Source organism: Cupriavidus sp. SS-3, assembly GCF_035818815.1.
Lineage (GTDB): Bacteria > Pseudomonadota > Gammaproteobacteria > Burkholderiales > Burkholderiaceae > Cupriavidus > Cupriavidus taiwanensis_C.
Window position 1 is genome coordinate 39,513 of sequence record NZ_JAYLVT010000014.1, and the last position, 17,638, is coordinate 57,150.

Below are 17,638 nucleotides of genomic sequence, written 5' to 3' on the forward strand. Positions count from 1 at the left end.
GGTGCCTCCACCGGCCGCCTGACGGAACGCTTCGCCTGGTCGCGATGCACGTGCGCTCCCCATCCGCGCGTGCCTTGCATGGCTGACGTGAACCGCCGGGCTGCTGGCGGCGCCGCGCCTGCGCCGGACTGACTTCACCCGCATCCCGTTGCCGGGTTCGGGCGTGCCGCTGGCCGCCTCCCCGGACTGGTTTCCCGCCTTCCCGGTCGGGATGTATCGCCGTCCGCGCGGCGCACCCAAAAGGTGCGCCGCGCGGACGTCTTTGTAGCGTCTTCAGGTGTATCGGAATTCGTCCGAATATTGGTTCGAACGTAAGCGGATGTGATCCGGCTTTGGCAGCGCTGGCCGGGCGCCTATGATCGTTAGGTTGCCCAGCGGCAACGCGCCGCCATGCGGCCCCGCATTCGTCCTATCCTTCATAGACCCGCCCAGACACCCAAGGAAAACCGGAAAGCCATGATCACTGTCGGTTCCCGCGTCCCCGACGCCACGCTGCAGGAATTCTTCGAGACCGAAAGCAACGGCTGCGCGCTCGGCCCCAATGCGTTCAAGGTGGCCGACCTGGTCCGCGGGCGCAAGATCGTGGTGTTCGGCCTGCCCGGCGCCTTCACGCCGACGTGTTCGGCCAAGCATGTGCCGGGCTTCGTGCAGCATGCCGAGGCACTGCGCGAGGCGGGCGTGGACGAGGTCTGGTGCGTCTCGGTCAACGATGCCTTCGTGATGGGCGCCTGGGGCCGCGAGCAGCAGGTGGCCGGCAAGGTCCGCATGATGGCCGACGGCAGCGCCGAGTGGACCCGCGCGCTGGGCCTGGACCAGGACCTGAGCGCGCGCGGCATGGGCGTGCGGGCCAAACGCTTCGCCATGGTGGTCGAGGACGGCGTGGTAACCCGGCTCGACGTCGAGGCGCCGGGCGAATTCTGCGTCAGCAGCGCCGAGGCCGTGCTGGCGGCGTTGCGTGGCTGACACAGTCATCCGGGTAAACGTGGATAATACGTAACTTGTGACAGGCGTGTTAACAGCCGGAAACAAAAGCCGGCTGCAGCGTCCCGCATGTGGTGGTAAAATCCCTTAATCAAAAAAATAACACGATAGATTTTTATAATTGTTGAGGCTGTCATGCTCAAACAGCGCACGATCAAATCCCTGGTGAAGACCGTCGGCATCGGCCTGCACTCCGGCCGCAAGGTCACGCTGACGCTGCGACCGGCGCCGGCGGGTACCGGCATTGTCTTCACCCGCGTCGACCTGCCCGAGGCCGTCGAGATTCCCGTGGCCGCATCGGCCATCGGCGACACGCGCCTGGCGTCGGTGCTGCAGAAGGATGGTGCGCGCGTTTCCACCGTCGAGCACCTGATGTCCGCCTGCGCCGGCCTGGGCATCGACAACCTCTATGTCGACGTCGACGCCGAAGAAATCCCGATCATGGACGGCAGCGCGGCATCGTTCGTGTTCCTGCTGCAGTCGGCCGGCATCGAACAACAGAACGCGCCCAAGACCTTCATCCGCGTGAAGAAGCCGGTGGAAGTGCGCGAAGGCGACAAGCTGGCGCGGCTGGAGCCGTTCTTCGGCTTCAAGCTGTCGTTCACCATCGACTTCCGCCACCCCGCGGTCGACAAGACCGGCCAGACCTTCTCGATCGATTTCGCCGACACCAGCTATGTGCGCGAGATCGCCCGCGCCCGCACCTTCGGCTTCGCGCACGAGGTCGAGGCCCTGCGCGAGATGGGCCTGGCGCGCGGCGGCAGCCTGGACAACGCGATCGTGCTGGACGAGCACCGCATGCTCAACAACGAGGAACTGCGCTACGGCGACGAGTTCGTGCGCCACAAGATCCTCGATGCGATCGGCGACCTGTACGTGGTCGGCCATCCGCTGATCGGCGCCTATGTGGCGAACAAGTCCGGCCACGGCCTGAACAACCAGCTGCTGCGCGCGCTGCTGGCCGACCAGGAAGCCTACGAACTGGTCACCTTCGAGCGCGTCGAGGAAGCCCCGGCGGCGTTCCTGCCGCAGGCCCAGCCGGCCTTCGCCTGAGCGGCCTCGCATAGAAAAAGAGCCGACCTGCACAGGTCGGCTCTTTTGCTTTGGACGCGGCGCGGGCGCTCAGCGGTGGTGGGACAGCAGCGTATTGAGCGCGTCGCGCAGCGGCGAATCGGGCAGGCTGCGCGCGAGCTGGTCGAGATTGGCGAGCCCGGTCGGCGTCATGCGCCCGCTGGTGCGCGGCCGTGCCACCGGCTCCACGTCCCAGTCGGAATGGCGCTGTACCTCGGGCTGCACCCGCACGCGGATCGAGGTGACCGGCGAGCCGCGCTGCTGCAGTCGTCCGAGCAGCGTCGGCACGACCTGGCGCACCCGCGCCGCGGCCGCGCCGTGAGCCGCCAGCAACAGCAGGACCTGGCCGTTGGGGTCGGACGGGTCGCGCTTGATGCCGGCCACGGCCAGGCCGGCGCGCATGCCGGCCGGCAGCAGCGCCAGCACCTCCGCCTCCAGCACCGACAGCTGGCGCGCGGTCTGGAGCAGCGTCGACACCGGGCCGGCCTTGTCCAGCCAGTCGTTGAGCGGCTTGGCGGCGGGGGTCTGCAGGGCGGGATGGGTGAAGCGGCGCATGGGTCCATTCTAGCAAGGGGCAGCGCGTGCACGCAGGCAGCGCGGGCCGAAAGCGAGGGCGGCCGGATTGAAGCCGGCGCAACCATCCCAAACTGCTTGCAGCCGGGCCCGCGCCAGCGCCCCGCGCCGCCGGGCGCGACCCCGGCACATGATAAACTCGGCGTTTTGCGCCAATCTATCCATTACCGCGCCCGGCCGCCGGGGCAGCCCGCCTTCCCTGGGGATGCCACCCGGTTCCGCGCAGGTGAAAGCAATCGATGATCACGGGCCTTCTCAAGAAAGTCTTCGGCAGCCGCAATGAGCGGCTGATCAAGCAATACCGCCGCACGGTGGCGCAGATCAATGCGCTGGAGCCGAAGTTCGAGCAGCTCTCCGACGACGAGCTGCGCGGCATGACCGAGGCCTTCCGGCAGCGCCACGCCGGTGGCGAATCGCTCGAGGCGCTGCTGCCCGAAGCCTTCGCCGTGTGCCGCGAGGCCAGCAAGCGCGTCATGAAGATGCGCCACTTCGACGTGCAGCTGATCGGCGGCATGGTGCTGAACGACAACAAGATCGCCGAAATGCGCACCGGCGAAGGCAAGACCCTGACCGCGACGCTGGCCGTGTACCTGAATGCCATCACCGGCAAGGGCGTGCACGTGGTCACCGTCAACGACTACCTGGCGCAGCGCGATGCCGAGTGGATGGGCCGGCTGTACAACTTCCTGGGCCTGTCGGTGGGCGTGAACCTGTCGCAGATGGCGCACGACCAGAAGCAGGCGGCGTACAACGCCGACATCACCTACGGCACCAACAACGAGTTCGGCTTCGACTACCTGCGCGACAACATGGTCTACGACCCGTCGCAGCGCGTGCAGCGGCCGTTGCACTACGCCATCGTCGACGAGGTGGACTCGATCCTGATCGACGAGGCCCGCACCCCGCTGATCATCTCCGGCCAGGCCGAGAACCAGACCGACCTGTACCAGCGCATGAACGGCATCCCCAAGCTGCTCGAGCGCCAGATCGGCGAAGAAAAAGCCGACGGCACCGGGGTCGAGAAGCCGGGCGACTACTACGTCGACGAGAAGGGCCACCAGGTCTACCTGACCGAGGCCGGCCACGAAAAGGCCGAAGACATCCTGTCGCAGCTGGGACTGATCGGCGAAGGCGAATCGCTCTACGCGCCGCAGAACATCACGCTGATGCACCACCTGTATGCGGCCCTGCGCGCGCACAGCCTGTTCCACCGCGACCAGCACTACGTGGTGCAGAACGACGAAGTCGTGATCGTCGACGAATTCACCGGCCGCCTGATGACCGGCCGCCGCTGGTCCGATGGCCTGCACCAGGCCGTGGAAGCCAAGGAAGGCGTCACCGTCCAGCAGGAAAACCAGACGCTGGCGACGGTCACGTTCCAGAACTACTTCCGCATGTACGAGAAGCTGGCCGGCATGACCGGCACGGCCGATACCGAAGCGTACGAGTTCCAGGAGATCTACGGCCTGGAAGTGGTGGTGATCCCGACCAACCGCCCGACCCAGCGCAAGGACCTGCAGGACCAGATCTACAAGACCGGCAAGGAGCGCTACGACGCCGTGGTGCGCGATATCCGCGACTGCTACGAGCGCGGCCAGCCGGTGCTGGTGGGCACCACCTCGATCGAGACCTCGGAATACCTGTCGGGCCTGCTCGATCGCGAACAGCTGCCGCACCAGGTGCTCAACGCCAAGCAGCATGCGCGCGAAGCCGAGATCGTGGCGCAGGCCGGCCGCCCCAAGATGATCACCATCGCCACCAACATGGCGGGCCGCGGTACCGATATCGTGCTGGGCGGCAACGTCGAGAAGCAGGCCGGTTTCATCGAGGTCGACGCCAGCCTGTCCGACGCCGACAAGGCCGCGCGCATCCAGCAGCTCAAGGACGAATGGCAGTCGCTGCACGAGCAGGTCAAGGCCGCCGGCGGCCTGCATATCGTCGGCACCGAGCGCCACGAGTCGCGCCGTATCGACAACCAGCTGCGCGGCCGTGCCGGCCGCCAGGGCGACCCGGGCTCGTCGCGCTTCTACCTGTCGCTGGACGACCAGCTGCTGCGCATCTTCGCCGGCGACCGCGTGCGCGCCATCATGGAGCGCCTGAAGATGCCCGAGGGCGAGCCGATCGAGGCCGGCATCGTCACGCGCTCGATCGAATCGGCGCAGCGCAAGGTGGAAGGCCGCAACTTCGACATCCGCAAGCAGCTGCTGCAGTACGACGACGTTGCCAACGACCAGCGCAAGGAAATCTACAAGCTGCGCAACGACGTGCTCGAGGCCAATGATGTCGGCGAGATGGTCACCAACCTGCGCGAAAGCGTGCTGATCGAGCTGTTCCGCGACCACGTGCCGGCCGACACCATGGAAGAGCAGTGGAACATCGCCGGCCTGGAAACGCGACTGCGCGAGGACTGGGGCCTGGAAGTGCCGCTGGCAAAGACCATCGAGGGCGCGCAGAGCATCGAGGACGAAGAGCTGCTCAACCTGATCATGAAGGCGGCGACGGAGCGCTACGACAGCAAGGTGGCCATGGTCGGCCGTGAGTCGTTCGCCGGCTTCGAGCGCTCGGTCATGCTGCAAAGCATCGACACGCACTGGCGCGAGCACCTGGCCGCGCTGGACCACCTGCGCCAGGGCATCCACCTGCGCGGCTACGCGCAGAAGGATCCCAAGCAGGAGTACAAGCGCGAGTCGTTCGAGCTGTTCGCGCGCCTGCTGGACGTGATCAAGAACGAAGTCACGCGCGTGACCTTCAATGTGCAGATCCAGTCGCCGGAAGAACTGGAACAGGCTTCCGAGCAGATCGAGGAAGGCCTGTCGCACCTGGAGAACGTGCAGTACAAGCACGACGAGTTCGCCGAAGGCCGCGAGCCGGTCGAGCAAGCGCCGTCGCCGCGCACCGGCACGGCCATGGCCGCCGCCGAGCTGGCGCTGGCCGGCATGCCCAAGGTCGGCCGCAACGACCCGTGCCCGTGCGGCTCGGGCAAGAAGTTCAAGCAGTGCCACGGCAAGCTCAGCTGAACTGAGCCAGGCCGGGCATCCGGTATGACGCCGCTCCGCGCAGCACCGGAGTGGCGCAAGAGGAATCGAACATGCCCGCCCTTCGCGGGCATGTTCGTCTGAGACCAGCAAGTCGCAAGCAGCAACATCGAGGAGTCCTGCATGCCCGTCAATCTTCCGCTGCCCCAGGCAGAGAACCTGAAATCCGTCGCCGGCGTGGAGCTCGGCTGGGCCGAGGCGGGTATCCGCAAGGCCAACCGCAAGGACGTGCTGGTGGTGCGCATGGCCGAAGGCAGCACCGTGGCCGGCGTCTTCACCAGCAACCGCTTCTGCGCCGCGCCGGTGCAGGTGTGCCGCGAGCACCTGGCGGCTGCGGACAAAGCGGGCAAGGGCATCCGCGCGCTGGTGGTCAATACCGGCAATGCCAATGCCGGCACCGGCGAACAGGGCCTGGCCAACGCCCGCGCCACCTGCGACGCGCTGGCCGCGCGGCTGGGCATCGAGGCCGCGCAGGTGCTGCCGTTCTCGACCGGCGTGATCCTCGAGCAGCTGCCGATGGACCGCCTGCTGGCCGGGCTGCCCGCCGCCATCGCCAACGCCGGCGCCGACAACTGGCTGGCCGCCGCGGAAGCGATCATGACCACCGACACCCAGCCCAAGGTCGCGTCGCGCACGGTGCAGATCGACGGCAAGACCGTCACGCTGTCCGGCATCAGCAAGGGCGCCGGCATGATCCGCCCGAACATGGCGACCATGCTGGGCTTCATCGCCATGGATGCCGCCGTGGCGCAGCCGGTGCTGCAGGCACTGGTGACGCACGCCGCCGACCACTCCTTCAACAGCATCACCATCGATGGCGATACCTCGACCAACGATTCGTTCGTGCTGATCGCCACCGGCAAGTCGGGCGCCGTGATCGACCGCGCCGAAGGTCCGGCCTTTGACGCGCTGCGCGAAGCTGTGACGAGCCTGGCGCAGGAGCTGGCGCAGATGATCGTGCGCGACGGCGAAGGCGCGACCAAGCTGATGACCATCCGCGTCGAAGGCGGCAAGGACGTGGCCGAGTGCCGGCAGATCGCCTATGCGGTCGCGCATTCGCCGCTGGTCAAGACCGCGTTCTATGCCTCGGACCCCAACCTGGGCCGCATCCTGGCCGCGGTGGGCTACGCCGGCGTGGATGATCTCGATGTCGGCCGCGTCAACCTGTGGCTGGACGATGTCTGGGTCGCCCGCGACGGCGGCCGCAATCCCGACTACCGCGAGGAAGACGGCCAGCGCGTGATGAAGCAGGCCGAGATCACGGTGCGCATCGCGCTCGGCCGCGGCAACGCCGAAGCCACCGTGTGGACCTGCGATCTGTCGCACGACTACGTGTCGATCAACGCCGACTACCGTTCCTGAACACCGCCGCTTTGCTCCGCTCTCCCGCCGAGGGGAGAGGGAGCAAGAGACCATCGGCACCCTACATTCCCTGACGCCCCGCTGCCATGTCTGACCTCGCCGCCCGCCTCGACAACTTCCTCGCCCGACTCGAACAATGGCTGCCGCCGCAACTGAGCGACGCGGACTGGCAGGAGGCGGTCGCGTTCCGCTGGCGCAAGCGTCAGAGCCTGTTCGGCAATATCGGCTACCTGCAGCCGGTGCGCCAGCTGCCGCCGATCCACCTGGACGACCTGAAGAACATAGAGCGCCAGAAGGATGCCATCGTCGGTAATACGCGCCAGTTCGTGAACCGCCTGCCCGCCAACAACGTGCTGCTGACCGGCGCGCGCGGCACCGGCAAGTCGTCGCTGATCAAGGCCTGCCTCAATGCCTTCGTCCGGGACGGGCTGCGGCTGGTCGAGGTCGACAAGGACGATCTCGGTGACCTGGGCGATATCGTCGAGCTGGTCTCGCAACGGCCCGAGCGCTTCGTGATCTTCTGCGACGACCTGTCGTTCGAGGAAGGCGAGTCGGGCTACAAGTCGCTCAAGTCGGCGCTGGATGGCTCGGTCGCGGCGCAATCGGACAACGTGCTGATCTACGCCACGTCGAACCGCCGGCACCTGCTGCCGGAGTACATGAAGGACAACGAGAGCTACCGCCACACCGACGACGGCGAGATCCACCCCGGCGAAGTCGTCGAAGAGAAGATCTCGCTGTCCGAGCGCTTCGGGCTGTGGCTGTCGTTCTATCCGCCCAAGCAGGACGAGTACCTGGCCATCGTCGGCCACTGGCTGCGGCACTTCGGCTGCACCGACGAGGACATCGCCGCCGCGCGCGGCGATGCGCTGGTGTGGGCACTGGAGCGCGGCTCGCGCTCGGGCCGGGTGGCCTGGCAGTTCGCGCGCGACTGGGGCGGCAAGCACGGCAAGCCGTACATCGCCGATGTTGCCGGGGACGCCAAGGCATGAGCGCGGCGACGCAGAACCCCGCGGCCACCGGCGGCAACCCGCCGCGCAAGGTGACCGAGGTGGCGGTCGGCGTGCTGGTGCAGCCCGACGGCCGCTTCCTGCTGGCGCAGCGTCCGGCGGGCAAGCCCTACGAAGGCTACTGGGAATTCCCCGGCGGCAAGCTCGAGCCGGGTGAGTCGGTGGAGGCAGCGCTGGCGCGCGAACTGCACGAAGAGCTGGGGCTTGATGTCACGCAATGCGAGCGTTGGCACATCCTGGAACATGACTACCCGCACGCCTATGTGCGGCTGCATTTCTGCAAGGTCACGGCCTGGCAGGGCGAGCCCGTCGGCCGCGAAGGCCAGGCGTTCTCGTGGCAGGGCACGCCGGTGACGGTGGGGCCGCTGCTGCCCGCCACCATTCCCGTGGTGGCGTGGCTGGACGAGGAAGCGCGCAACGGCTGACCAGCAGTCCGCGTCACCGACAAGCGGCCGCGGCGCCCGCTTGTGCGCCGCCCGGGCCGGCCGGCCCGGCCCACAGGAAAGGAACCTGCATGCTACGTGTCGATCGTATCGCCGACGACGTTTCCCTGCCTGAACTGACCCTGCGCGGCATCATCCTCGGTGCGCTGATCACGGTCGTGTTCACCGCCTCCAATATCTACCTGGGCCTGAAGGTCGGCCTGACCTTCTCGTCGGCGATCCCCGCGGCGGTGATCTCGATGGCCGTGCTGCGGCTCTTCCCCGGCGCCAATATCCTCGAAAACAACATGGTGCAGACGCAGGCCTCGGCCGCCGGCACCCTGTCGTCGATCATCTTTATCCTGCCCGGGCTGGTGATGCTGGGCCACTGGCAAGGCTTCCCGTTCTGGCAGACGCTGGCGATCTGCGCGGCGGGCGGCATGCTCGGCGTGGTGTTCAGCATTCCGCTGCGCCATGCCATGGTGGTGCAGAGCGAGCTGCCTTATCCCGAGGGCGTGGCCGCGGCGGAAATCCTGCGCGTGGGCAGCGCCGCGCCCGCCGAAGCCGCGCCGGGCCAGAAGCCGCAGGCGACCGGCCTCGCCGACCTGATGGCCGGGGGCCTGGTCGCGGGATTGTTCAGCTTCGCCGCAGGCGGGCTGCGCGTGCTGGCCGAGGGCGCCAATTTCTGGCTGTCGGCGGGCGCTTCGGTGGTGCGGCTGTCGATGGGCTTCTCGCTGGCGCTGGTGGGCGCGGGCTACCTGGTCGGCATCGTTGGCGGGCTGGCCATGCTGCTCGGGCTGGTGCTGACCTGGGGCGTCGCGGTGCCGTGGCTGACCGCGGTCACGCCGCGCCCGGACGGCGCCACGCTGTCGGCCTTCGGCACCATGGTGTGGAGCCAGCAGGCGCGCTTTATCGGCGCCGGCACCATCGGCATCGCCGCGATCTGGACGCTGCTGTCATTGGCCAAGCCCATGCTGTATGGCATCCGCGCCTCGTTCGGCGCGCTGCAGGCCGGCCCGGCGGGGCAGGGCAGCGTGCCGCGCACGCAGCAGGACATGCCGGCGAAGTGGATCGGGCTGGTGATGCTGGCGCTGCTGGCGGTGCTGGTGACGGTGTTCGCCTGGTTCCTCGCACCGGCGCCGCTGGGTGGCGGGGCGCGCTGGCGCCTGGTGGTCTACGCGGTGGTGTTCGCCTTTATCTTCGGCTTCCTGGTGGCGGCGGCGTGCGGCTATATGGCCGGACTGGTGGGCTCGTCGGCCAGCCCGATTTCGGGCATCGGCATCATCGCGGTGATCCTGGTGTCGCTGCTGATCCTGCTGGCGGGCCAGGCCGACGGCCTGCTGGCCACGCCCGAGGGCGGCAAGTTCGCGATCGCGCTGGCGATCTTCACCACCTCCGCGGTGGTGGCGGTGGCCTCCATCGCCAACGACAACCTGCAGGACCTGAAGACCGGCTGGCTGGTCGGCGCGACACCGTGGCGCCAGCAGGTGGCGCTGCTGATCGGCTGCGTGGTCGGCGCCGCGGTGATTCCTCCCGTGCTCGAGCTGCTCTACAACGCCTATGGCTTCGCCGGCGCGCTGCCGCGCGCCGGCATGGACCCGAACCAGGCGCTGGCCGCGCCGCAGGCGACACTGATGACCGCGATCGCCACCGGCATCTTCACCCACCAGCTCAACTGGAACATGATCCTGATCGGCATCGGGCTGGGCGTGGTGCTGATCGCCATCGACGAGGTCCTGCGCCGCCGTGGCGGCGCGGCGCGGCTGCCGGTGCTGGCGGTGGGCATCGGCATCTACCTGCCGCCGACGATCAGCTCGGCGCTGGTGGTGGGGGCGGTGCTGTCGTGGCTGTTGCTGCGCGCCGAGCGCCGCCGCGCCACCGCGCGCGGCGACGACGTGCGGCTGGCGTTGGAGCACGCCGAACGGCGCGGCACGCTGCTGGCGTCCGGCCTGATCGTCGGCGAAAGCCTGGTCGGCGTGATGCTGGCCGCGGTGATCGGCCTGTCAGGCAGCGATGCCCCGCTGGCGGTGGTCGGTGGCGGGTTTGAAGCGACCGCGCAGTGGCTGGGCCTGGCGGTGTTCGTGCTGGTGTGTGTGGGCTTTTACCGGCGCGTGCTGGCGGCGGCGCACTGAGCACGGCGGCGCCGGAGCGCCTTCAGTCGTCCTCGTTTTCGGACCGGTCGGGCGAGGTCTCGCCCGGCTTGCCGCCGATTACGTATTTCTCCGAGGCCCAGGCGCCGAGATCGATCTGCTTGCAGCGCTCGGAACAGAAGGGGCGGAACTTGTTTTCGGTTACCCAGGCCACCTCGGTGCCGCAGGTGGGGCATTTGACGACAGCAGGCATGGCGTTCAGCGCAGGCTTCAGAAATTGCAGAGTTTCAGCAGGAACGGAATATCGGCATCGACCGAGCGCGGGCGCAGGTCGCCGTCCTGCTGCGTGAAGCGCACCCACAGCATGTACTTGTTGGCGCTCATCTCGGGGATGAAGGCCAGCAGCGAATCGTCCAGCCAGACCTGCATCAGCTGGTAGCTGCGGCCCGACAGCATCTGCTGGTAGCTGCCGCCGGTGGCGATCACCTTGCCGCTCTGGCCGGCTTCGCGCAGCAGCCGCAGCACGATGGTCGTGCCCATGCGCAGCGACACCAGCGGACGCGCCCATTTCAGGATGTCGGCGCGGCGGTCTTCGGCGGGGCGATGTTGCCAGGCATAGTACGCAGGCAGGTCGAACTCGCAGGTGCCGCCGGGGATGATGGCGCGGCTGCGGATGCTGGTCAGCCACTCGTTATCCGTCAGCAACTGCCCGGCCTTGCCCACGGTCTGGTTGAGCATGGCGATGCCCTGCTCGATCTCGCCGATGACCGAGTCGAGCGCGTCCTGGTCGATCTGCGGATTGGCGCGCAGCGGCGCCAGGGCCTGGCGCTGGCGCTCCAGTTCCTTGATCAGGTCGGTCTTGAGGTCGGCGCGGCCGGCCACGTCGATGATCTCGAACAGCGTGGTCAGCGCGACGTGGTGCTGCTGGGCATGATCCTGGCCGAGGAAGTATTCCAGCCGATCGAACAGGTCTTCCAGGCGCAGGAGAGTCCTGATGCGTTCGTTGAAAGGGTATTCGTACAGAATCAAGTGCTGTGTCCGTGCAGGGCGTCGGGCGCTTCAGGGGCGGCCCGGTGCAGAATGAGGCCCGGGAAATACCGGAAAGGGCGATCTATGCGTGTGGAATGCCGGCACTATGCGGCGATTTCCCGGCATGTTCCAGCGCATTCTATGCGAGACAAGGTCCGAGGACAATGTCGCGCGCATGATGCCATGCGCCACCGCGCCGGCCTGGCGCGTTATGGATGGACCGTGCCCGCGGCCGACAGTTCACGGTAGTAGCGGTCGAGCCGGTCGACCTGCGCCACCAGCGCCTGCACCGGCCCGTCGTTGTCGATGACGTCGTCCGCACATGCCAGGCGCGCGGCGCGCGTGGCCTGCCTGGCCATGATCGCCAGCACCTGTTCGCGGCTGAAGCCGTTGCGCGACATCACGCGGGCCACCTGCGTGGCTTCGGTGCAGTCGACCACCAGCACGCGGCCGACGCGCTCGCGCCACGAGCCCGACTCCACCAGCAGCGGTACCACGTAGATCAGGTAGGGGTGCGCGCCCGCAGCGCGGATCGACTGCGCGCGTTCGGTGGTCAGCGCGCGGATCAGCGGGTGCGTGATGGCTTCGAGCCGCGCCTTGGCGGCGGGATCGGCAAACACCAGCGCGCGCATCGCGTCGCGGTCCATGGCACCGTCCGGGCGCAGGCAGGCGGGGCCGAAGGCTTCGACCAGCGCCGGGATGGCGCGCCCGCCCGGCGCGGTGATCTCATGCGCGAGCAGGTCGGTATCGATGATCGCGGCGCCGCGCGCGGCGAACATGTCGGCCACGCGGGTCTTGCCGCTGCCGATGCCGCCGGTCAGTCCGATTTCCAGCATGTGATAGTTTCTGTCAGACGTTGTTGCCGCAACGATACCAGCTTCGGCCGCTTCGGCCGCTTCGGCCGTGGCCGGATCACAGCCGCGCGGCCATCACCAGGCAAACACCGGCAGCACCCCGGGACCTAACAGCAGCACCACCACGCCGGCCAGCGCGATGAAGGGCCCGAACGGGAACGGCGTGTCGCGGTCCTGGCGGTGCAGCGCGATATTGGCCAGCCCGAACAGCACGCCGGCCACCGACGACAGCAGCACCAGCGCCGGCAGCGCCTGCCAGCCGAACCAGGCCCCGAGCGCCGCCATCAGCTTGAAGTCGCCGAAGCCCATGCCTTCCTTGCCGCGCAGCAGCCGGAACAGCCAGTAGGCGAGCCACAGCACGAGGTAGCCTGCGGCGGCGCCGATCACCGCGTCGGGCAGCGCCACGAACAGGCCGGCGACGTTCAGCAGCAGGCCGATCCACAACAGCGGCAGCGTGATCTGGTCTGGCAGCAATTGTGTATCGGCATCGATCATGGTCAGCGCCAGCAGCCCCCACACCAGCACCAGCGCGGCCAGCGCCTGCGCATTCGGGCCGAAGCGCCATGCCACCAGCGCGCTCAGCACGCCGCAGGCCAGTTCCACCAGCGGATAGCGCACGCTGATCGGCGCCTTGCACGCCGAGCAGCGGCCGCGCAGGAACAGGTAGCTCAGCACCGGCACGTTTTCCCATGGGGCGATGGCGTGGCCGCAATGCGGGCAGGCCGAGCGCGGCACCATCAGGTTGTAGCGGCCGGGGTAGGGCAGCGGATCGCCGCGCAGCTCGGCAATGTAGTTGGCCTCGTCGCGCTCCATCATGCGCGGCACGCGGTGGATCACCACATTGAGGAAGCTGCCGACCACCAGGCCCAGCAGCCCTGCTGCCGCCACCAGAAAGACTGGCGGCAGCGCCGCCAGCGCGTGCAGCAGCGGGGCGGTGCCGGTCGCGGCTCCGGTCGCGGCTCCGGTCGGATAGGGGGTAGCGGACCACACCGGCTGCATCGCTTACACCACCTGTCCCAGCTTGAAGATCGGCAGGTACATCGCCACCACCATGCCGCCGATGAGCACGCCCAGCACCACGATGATCAGCGGCTCGATCAGGCTGGAAATGGCGGCGACGGCATCGTCCACCTCGCGCTCGTAGAACTCCGCCACCTTCAGCAGCATGTTGTCCAGCGCGCCGGACTCCTCGCCGATCTGCGTCATCTGCAGCACCATGTTGTCGAACACATGGGTCGCCTGCATCGCGTTGGTGAGGCTGGTGCCGATGCGCACCGATTGCTCGATCTCGCGGGTGGCGTCGTAGTAGACCCAGTTGCCGGCGGCGCCGGCCACGGACTCCATCGACTCGACCAGCGGCGTGCCGGCCGCGAACATCGTTGCCAGGGTGCGGGTCCAGCGCGCGATCACGGCCTTGCGGAACAGGCTGCCGAAGATCGGCAGCTTCAGCAGCGCGCGGTCGGTGGCGCGCTGCACCTTCTCGGACTTCTTCAGCGCGCGCAGATAGAAGCTGATGCCGGCCACCGGCGCGCCGATCACCAGGTACCAGTACTGGACAAAGAAGTCCGAGATTGCGATCACCAGCAGCGTCGGCGCGGGCAGGTTGGCCCCGAAGCTGGAGAACACCCCCTTGAACGCCGGGATTACGAACAGCATCAGGATCACCGTGACGGCAAAGGCGACCGTCAGCACCGCGATCGGGTAGATCATCGCGGACTTGATCTGCCCCTTCAGCGCGATAGTCTTCTCCATGTAGAGCGACAGGCGCTCCAGCAGCGAGTCCAGGATGCCGCCCTGTTCGCCGGCATCGATCAGGTTGCAGTAGAGCGTGTCGAAGTATCTTGGGTGGCGGCGGAACGCCGCGGCCATGCTGCTGCCAGCCTCGATGTCGAAGCGGATGTCGGACAGCAGCTGGGTGAAGTTGGGGTTGACGTGCCCGCGCGCGATGATGTCGATCGACTGCAGCAGCGGGATGCCGGCCTTCAGCATGGTCGACAGTTGCCGGGTGAAGTAGGCGATGTCCTTCTCGGTGATCTTGCGCCCGCGCGCCGCCTTGCGCTTCTTGAGCTTGACGATGGTCAGGCCCTGCTTGCGCAGCGTGGCGGTGACTTCGGCCTGGTTTTCGGCGCGCAGCTCGCCGGTGAAGGTCTTGCCCTTGCGGTCCTTGCCTTCCCACTCGAAGATGTACTGGGTGGGGGCCTTGCGCCCCTTCCCTGATTTGGCCCGTGACGGTGCCCCCGTCCGGGCGCCCGCTGCTGGTGCGCGCGTCGCCATGTTATTGACCCCCGATGTAAATGACGCTTGTTGTGCGTCTTGTCTTTACGTTGTGTCTTGCTTCCCTACGTGTTCGTGGTCGCCAGCACTTCTTCGAGTGACGTGACGCCCTGCCTGACCTTCAGCAGCCCTGCTTCGCGCAACGATAGCACGCCGTCCCTGCGCGCCTGCTCGGCAATCTGCAGCGCGGTGCCGTGCGTCAGGATGATTTCCTGCATGGCCTCGGTGATCGGCATCACCTGGTAGATGCCGCAGCGGCCCTTGTAGCCGCTGCCGTTGCAGCGCTCGCAGCCGACCGGATGGTAGGGCTGCCAGCTGCCGTCCAGGTCGCGCTCGCGGAAGCCCGCTTCCAGCAAGGCCTCGCGCGGGATCTCGCCCTCGCGCTTGCAGCTGCACAGCCGCCGCGCCAGCCGCTGCGCGGTGATCATCAGCACGCTCGACGCGATATTGAAGGGGGCCACGCCCATGTTCATCAGGCGCGTCAGCGTGGTCGGCGCGTCGTTGGTGTGCAGCGTCGACAACACCAGGTGACCGGTCTGCGCGGCCTTGATGGAGATGTCGGCGGTTTCCAGGTCGCGGATTTCTCCGACCATGATGATGTCCGGATCCTGGCGCAGGAACGAGCGCAGTGCGGTGGCGAAGGTCAGCCCGGCCTTGTCGTTGACGTTGACCTGGTTGATGCCCGGCAGCTGGATTTCGGCCGGGTCCTCGGCCGTGGAAATATTGATGTCGCCCTGGTTCAGCAGGTTCAGGAAGGTGTACAGCGACACGGTCTTGCCGCTGCCGGTGGGGCCGGTCACCAGCACCATGCCGTAGGGGCGCTTGATCACGTCCAGCAGCAGCGCCTTCTGCTCTGGCTCATAGCCGAGCTGGTCGATGTCGAGCTTGTCGGACGAAGATTCCAGGATCCGCATCACGATCTTTTCGCCGAACAGCGTGGGCAGCGTCGACACGCGGAAGTCCACCGCCTTCTCGACGGTTTCCTTGGCATCCTTGTCCTTGGGCAGCGCGATCAGCAGCTTCATGCGGCCGTCCTGCGGCACGCGCTTTTCAGAAATATCCAGCCGCGACAGCACCTTGATGCGGGTCGCGATCTTGTCGCGGATATCCAGCGGCGGACGCGCAACCTCCTGCAGCACGCCATCGACGCGGAAGCGGATGCGGTAGAAGGTTTCGAACGGTTCGAAGTGCAGGTCCGAGGCGCCGCGGTGGAAGGCCTCGGTCAGCAGTTTCTGCAGGAAGCGCACCACCGGGGCGTCGTCGATGTTGTCGGCCGTGGTGCGGTTGCGCGGGTTGGCGGCGGCGGCGACCGGATCGTATTCGATCATCTTGCGCTCGGCCTGCACCGGCGAGATGTTCTTCAGCGTGCCCAGCGCCTCGCCGGCGGCGCGCACATGCTTCATCAGCTTGTCGTGCTCGACCACTACGGCTTCGACCGGCAGCTTGTACTTGTCGCGGATCGCGTCCAGGCCGGCCTGGTTGGACGGATCGGACAGCGCCAGCACCAGCCGGTTCTCGCGCCGGCCCAGCGGCAGCAGCCGGTGGGCATGGAACTCACGGTTGCCGGCCAGCGCCGACGGCACCTTGGCCAGGTTGTACTGGGCCAGATCGAGCAGCGGCAACTGGTACTTGTCCGCGGCGAACAGCGCCACGTCATGCGCGCTCATGGTGCCGCTGCCGATGATCTCGTCGATCAGCTGCGATTGCTTTTCACGCGCGGCCTGCTCCAGCTGAGCAAGCAGGGCGGGCGCGATACGCCGGCTCTGGGCCAGGGCAAGTCCGAGTGTCATGGCAAGTGCGCAGTGGTTGGAGCAGTGTCCGCGGACAGGGCAGGACGAGACGAGCCCGCTTCTTGGGATCGGGCCAGTTTGCCGATGGGGTCACTTTTTGTAAAGGCGACGGCGGGTCGTATTGGCGTTTGCGCGACACCGGCGCAACCCTACTTGCGCGGGGCTCCGCCCCGGGGGCGGCGAACACAGCAGACGGCAATTTGAGAATTGCCTCCATCCCCACTGGTCGCTAGCCAGCCATGCTTCTCGGCATGGTGGCTCGCCGGCGCCCGGCGTGGTCTGATCTGTTATAGAATCAAAAACGAGTGCATAACGTCGCATGAGGCGAAACTACAAGAAGCCTTTCGTTCAGTTCGTCAAGAAAGCACACAAGCCGCTGCAACTGGCGATCGAAGACGAGGTCGAGGAGCTCTGTGCCGTGCCCGAGTTGGGCGAAGCGAAGATTGGGGACTTGGCTGGCATCCGGGTGCATAAATTCAGGTTCAACCGGCAGGAATACCTGATCGCCTACCGGCCACTGCCGCAGGAGTTGAACGTGAAAGGCGTGGCACTTGAGGTGCTATGGATCGATTTCTATAAGGTCGGCTCGCATGAGAACTTCTATGACGAGCTCAAGAAGTACCTGAGGGCAGAAAAGAATGGACACGATGACCGCTGAAGACCTGCTGCATGCCCTCGGCGCGTTGCCCCCGCGGGAGCGCGTCAGGTTTTTCACACTGATCGGGCAGCAGGCCTTTGGTGATGAGAATTTCTCGCATGAGGAAGTCTTCGGCCATCTCGCGGAGGAGGATTTCACCGCGGCAGAGGCTGCCCAATACCTCGAAATCTCGATGGCGACCTTCCGCCGGCTGGTGCGCGATGGCAAGGTGGCTCCACGGGCGGAAGTCGGGCGCAGCCAGCTTTTCGCCGTAGCCGAGCTTAAAGCTTTCAAGCGACAGCGCAAAGCCATCAAGGGCTAAGGAGGAGGGGTAGAAAGACAAAAAGCCGAACCAACTTTCGTTGATTCGGCTTCTTAAATCTGGTCGGGGTGAGAGGATTCGAACCTCCGGCCTCTACGTCCCGAACGTAGCGCTCTACCAGGCTAAGCTACACCCCGATTTGGTCTGCCGGCAGACGTTTTAGCGTCAGCAGCAAAGAACGTAAGTTT

The 17,638-nt window shown here is 66.8% G+C and carries 16 protein-coding genes and 1 tRNA gene; 9 read left to right on the forward strand and 8 right to left on the reverse strand.

What is annotated here, in order from left to right:
- Window positions 1-456 precede the first annotated feature (456 nt).
- Both U9J39_RS20810 and lpxC read left to right on the forward strand, forming a co-directional pair.
- Window positions 457-963: a peroxiredoxin gene (locus U9J39_RS20810; RefSeq protein ID WP_326347931.1), complete on the forward strand. Its 507-nt coding sequence runs from the start codon at window positions 457-459 to the stop codon at window positions 961-963.
- A gap of 153 nt (window positions 964-1,116) precedes the next feature.
- Window positions 1,117-2,034 (forward strand): UDP-3-O-acyl-N-acetylglucosamine deacetylase, encoded by a 918-nt coding sequence (gene lpxC / locus U9J39_RS20815; protein ID WP_326347932.1) that lies wholly within the window; start codon window positions 1,117-1,119, stop codon window positions 2,032-2,034.
- Between the two features lie 69 nt (window positions 2,035-2,103).
- On the opposite strand, the gene U9J39_RS20820 is transcribed toward lpxC, so the two are convergent.
- A complete protein-coding gene (locus U9J39_RS20820) occupies window positions 2,104-2,607 on the reverse strand; it encodes a hypothetical protein (RefSeq protein ID WP_326347933.1) in 504 nt (167 codons plus the stop codon).
- A gap of 257 nt (window positions 2,608-2,864) precedes the next feature.
- On the opposite strand from U9J39_RS20820, the gene secA reads away from it, so the two are divergent.
- From secA to U9J39_RS20845, 5 genes are all read left to right on the forward strand, one after another.
- Window positions 2,865-5,642, forward strand: coding sequence for a preprotein translocase subunit SecA (gene secA, locus U9J39_RS20825; RefSeq protein WP_111519097.1), 2,778 nt, complete (start codon window positions 2,865-2,867; stop codon window positions 5,640-5,642).
- Between the two features lie 141 nt (window positions 5,643-5,783).
- Entirely contained in the window at window positions 5,784-7,022 is a 1,239-nt protein-coding gene (gene argJ, locus U9J39_RS20830) for a bifunctional glutamate N-acetyltransferase/amino-acid acetyltransferase ArgJ (protein ID WP_326347934.1), read from the forward strand.
- Between the two features lie 86 nt (window positions 7,023-7,108).
- A complete protein-coding gene (locus U9J39_RS20835) occupies window positions 7,109-8,014 on the forward strand; it encodes an ATP-binding protein (protein ID WP_116313122.1) in 906 nt (301 codons plus the stop codon).
- Window positions 8,011-8,457: an NUDIX domain-containing protein gene (locus U9J39_RS20840; RefSeq protein ID WP_115710898.1), complete on the forward strand. Its 447-nt coding sequence runs from the start codon at window positions 8,011-8,013 to the stop codon at window positions 8,455-8,457. The genes U9J39_RS20835 and U9J39_RS20840 overlap by 4 nt, the downstream gene beginning before the upstream one ends.
- An 89-nt stretch (window positions 8,458-8,546) precedes the next feature.
- Window positions 8,547-10,586: an OPT family oligopeptide transporter gene (locus tag U9J39_RS20845; RefSeq protein ID WP_326347935.1), complete on the forward strand. Its 2,040-nt coding sequence runs from the start codon at window positions 8,547-8,549 to the stop codon at window positions 10,584-10,586.
- 22 nt (window positions 10,587-10,608) lie between these two features.
- On the opposite strand, the gene U9J39_RS20850 is transcribed toward U9J39_RS20845, so the two are convergent.
- The 6 genes from U9J39_RS20850 to pilB form a co-directional block, all read right to left on the reverse strand.
- Window positions 10,609-10,797: a DNA gyrase inhibitor YacG gene (locus U9J39_RS20850; RefSeq protein ID WP_326347936.1), complete on the reverse strand. Its 189-nt coding sequence runs from the start codon at window positions 10,795-10,797 to the stop codon at window positions 10,609-10,611.
- Between the two features lie 17 nt (window positions 10,798-10,814).
- Window positions 10,815-11,573 carry a cell division protein ZapD gene (zapD, locus tag U9J39_RS20855; RefSeq protein ID WP_115681185.1) on the reverse strand — a complete coding sequence of 253 codons (759 nt, stop codon included), beginning with the start codon at window positions 11,571-11,573 and terminating at the stop codon, window positions 10,815-10,817.
- 209 nt (window positions 11,574-11,782) lie between these two features.
- Window positions 11,783-12,409: a dephospho-CoA kinase gene (gene coaE, locus U9J39_RS20860; RefSeq protein WP_018006249.1), complete on the reverse strand. Its 627-nt coding sequence runs from the start codon at window positions 12,407-12,409 to the stop codon at window positions 11,783-11,785.
- 93 nt (window positions 12,410-12,502) lie between these two features.
- A complete protein-coding gene (locus U9J39_RS20865; protein WP_326347937.1) occupies window positions 12,503-13,426 on the reverse strand; it encodes a prepilin peptidase in 924 nt (307 codons plus the stop codon).
- Window positions 13,427-13,429: 3 nt separating this feature from the next.
- Complete coding sequence (locus U9J39_RS20870; protein WP_062801799.1) at window positions 13,430-14,701, reverse strand: type II secretion system F family protein; 1,272 nt, start codon at window positions 14,699-14,701, stop codon at window positions 13,430-13,432.
- 65 nt (window positions 14,702-14,766) lie between these two features.
- Complete coding sequence (gene pilB, locus U9J39_RS20875; RefSeq protein WP_115710891.1) at window positions 14,767-16,491, reverse strand: type IV-A pilus assembly ATPase PilB; 1,725 nt, start codon at window positions 16,489-16,491, stop codon at window positions 14,767-14,769.
- A 319-nt stretch (window positions 16,492-16,810) separates the two neighbouring features.
- Between pilB and U9J39_RS20880 the strand changes: the two genes are divergently transcribed.
- Together U9J39_RS20880 and U9J39_RS20885 are read left to right on the forward strand one after the other, a co-directional pair.
- Window positions 16,811-17,149, forward strand: coding sequence for a type II toxin-antitoxin system RelE/ParE family toxin (locus U9J39_RS20880; RefSeq protein ID WP_116313117.1), 339 nt, complete (start codon window positions 16,811-16,813; stop codon window positions 17,147-17,149).
- Window positions 17,130-17,450, forward strand: a complete 321-nt coding sequence (locus tag U9J39_RS20885) for a helix-turn-helix domain-containing protein (protein WP_116313116.1) — start codon at window positions 17,130-17,132, stop codon at window positions 17,448-17,450. Before U9J39_RS20880 ends, U9J39_RS20885 begins: the two co-directional genes overlap by 20 nt.
- 60 nt (window positions 17,451-17,510) lie before the next feature.
- On the opposite strand, the gene U9J39_RS20890 is transcribed toward U9J39_RS20885, so the two are convergent.
- Window positions 17,511-17,587, reverse strand: a tRNA-Pro gene (locus U9J39_RS20890).
- Between the last annotated feature and the right edge of the window lie 51 nt (window positions 17,588-17,638).

Bases quoted from the DNA above. Each gene is read 5' to 3' on its own strand.
- U9J39_RS20810 (WP_326347931.1), top strand. From the start codon at position 457: ATGATCACTGTCGGTTCCCGCGTCCCCGACGCCACGCTGCAGGAATTC.
- lpxC (WP_326347932.1), top strand. From the start codon at position 1,117: ATGCTCAAACAGCGCACGATCAAATCCCTGGTGAAGACCGTCGGCATC.
- U9J39_RS20820 (WP_326347933.1), bottom strand. From the start codon at position 2,607: ATGCGCCGCTTCACCCATCCCGCCCTGCAGACCCCCGCCGCCAAGCCG.
- secA (WP_111519097.1), top strand. From the start codon at position 2,865: ATGATCACGGGCCTTCTCAAGAAAGTCTTCGGCAGCCGCAATGAGCGG.
- argJ (WP_326347934.1), top strand. From the start codon at position 5,784: ATGCCCGTCAATCTTCCGCTGCCCCAGGCAGAGAACCTGAAATCCGTC.
- U9J39_RS20835 (WP_116313122.1), top strand. From the start codon at position 7,109: ATGTCTGACCTCGCCGCCCGCCTCGACAACTTCCTCGCCCGACTCGAA.
- U9J39_RS20840 (WP_115710898.1), top strand. From the start codon at position 8,011: ATGAGCGCGGCGACGCAGAACCCCGCGGCCACCGGCGGCAACCCGCCG.
- U9J39_RS20845 (WP_326347935.1), top strand. From the start codon at position 8,547: ATGCTACGTGTCGATCGTATCGCCGACGACGTTTCCCTGCCTGAACTG.
- U9J39_RS20850 (WP_326347936.1), bottom strand. From the start codon at position 10,797: ATGCCTGCTGTCGTCAAATGCCCCACCTGCGGCACCGAGGTGGCCTGG.
- coaE (WP_018006249.1), bottom strand. From the start codon at position 12,409: ATGCTGGAAATCGGACTGACCGGCGGCATCGGCAGCGGCAAGACCCGC.
- U9J39_RS20865 (WP_326347937.1), bottom strand. From the start codon at position 13,426: ATGCAGCCGGTGTGGTCCGCTACCCCCTATCCGACCGGAGCCGCGACC.
- U9J39_RS20870 (WP_062801799.1), bottom strand. From the start codon at position 14,701: ATGGCGACGCGCGCACCAGCAGCGGGCGCCCGGACGGGGGCACCGTCA.
- pilB (WP_115710891.1), bottom strand. From the start codon at position 16,491: ATGACACTCGGACTTGCCCTGGCCCAGAGCCGGCGTATCGCGCCCGCC.
- U9J39_RS20880 (WP_116313117.1), top strand. From the start codon at position 16,811: ATGAGGCGAAACTACAAGAAGCCTTTCGTTCAGTTCGTCAAGAAAGCA.
- U9J39_RS20885 (WP_116313116.1), top strand. From the start codon at position 17,130: ATGGACACGATGACCGCTGAAGACCTGCTGCATGCCCTCGGCGCGTTG.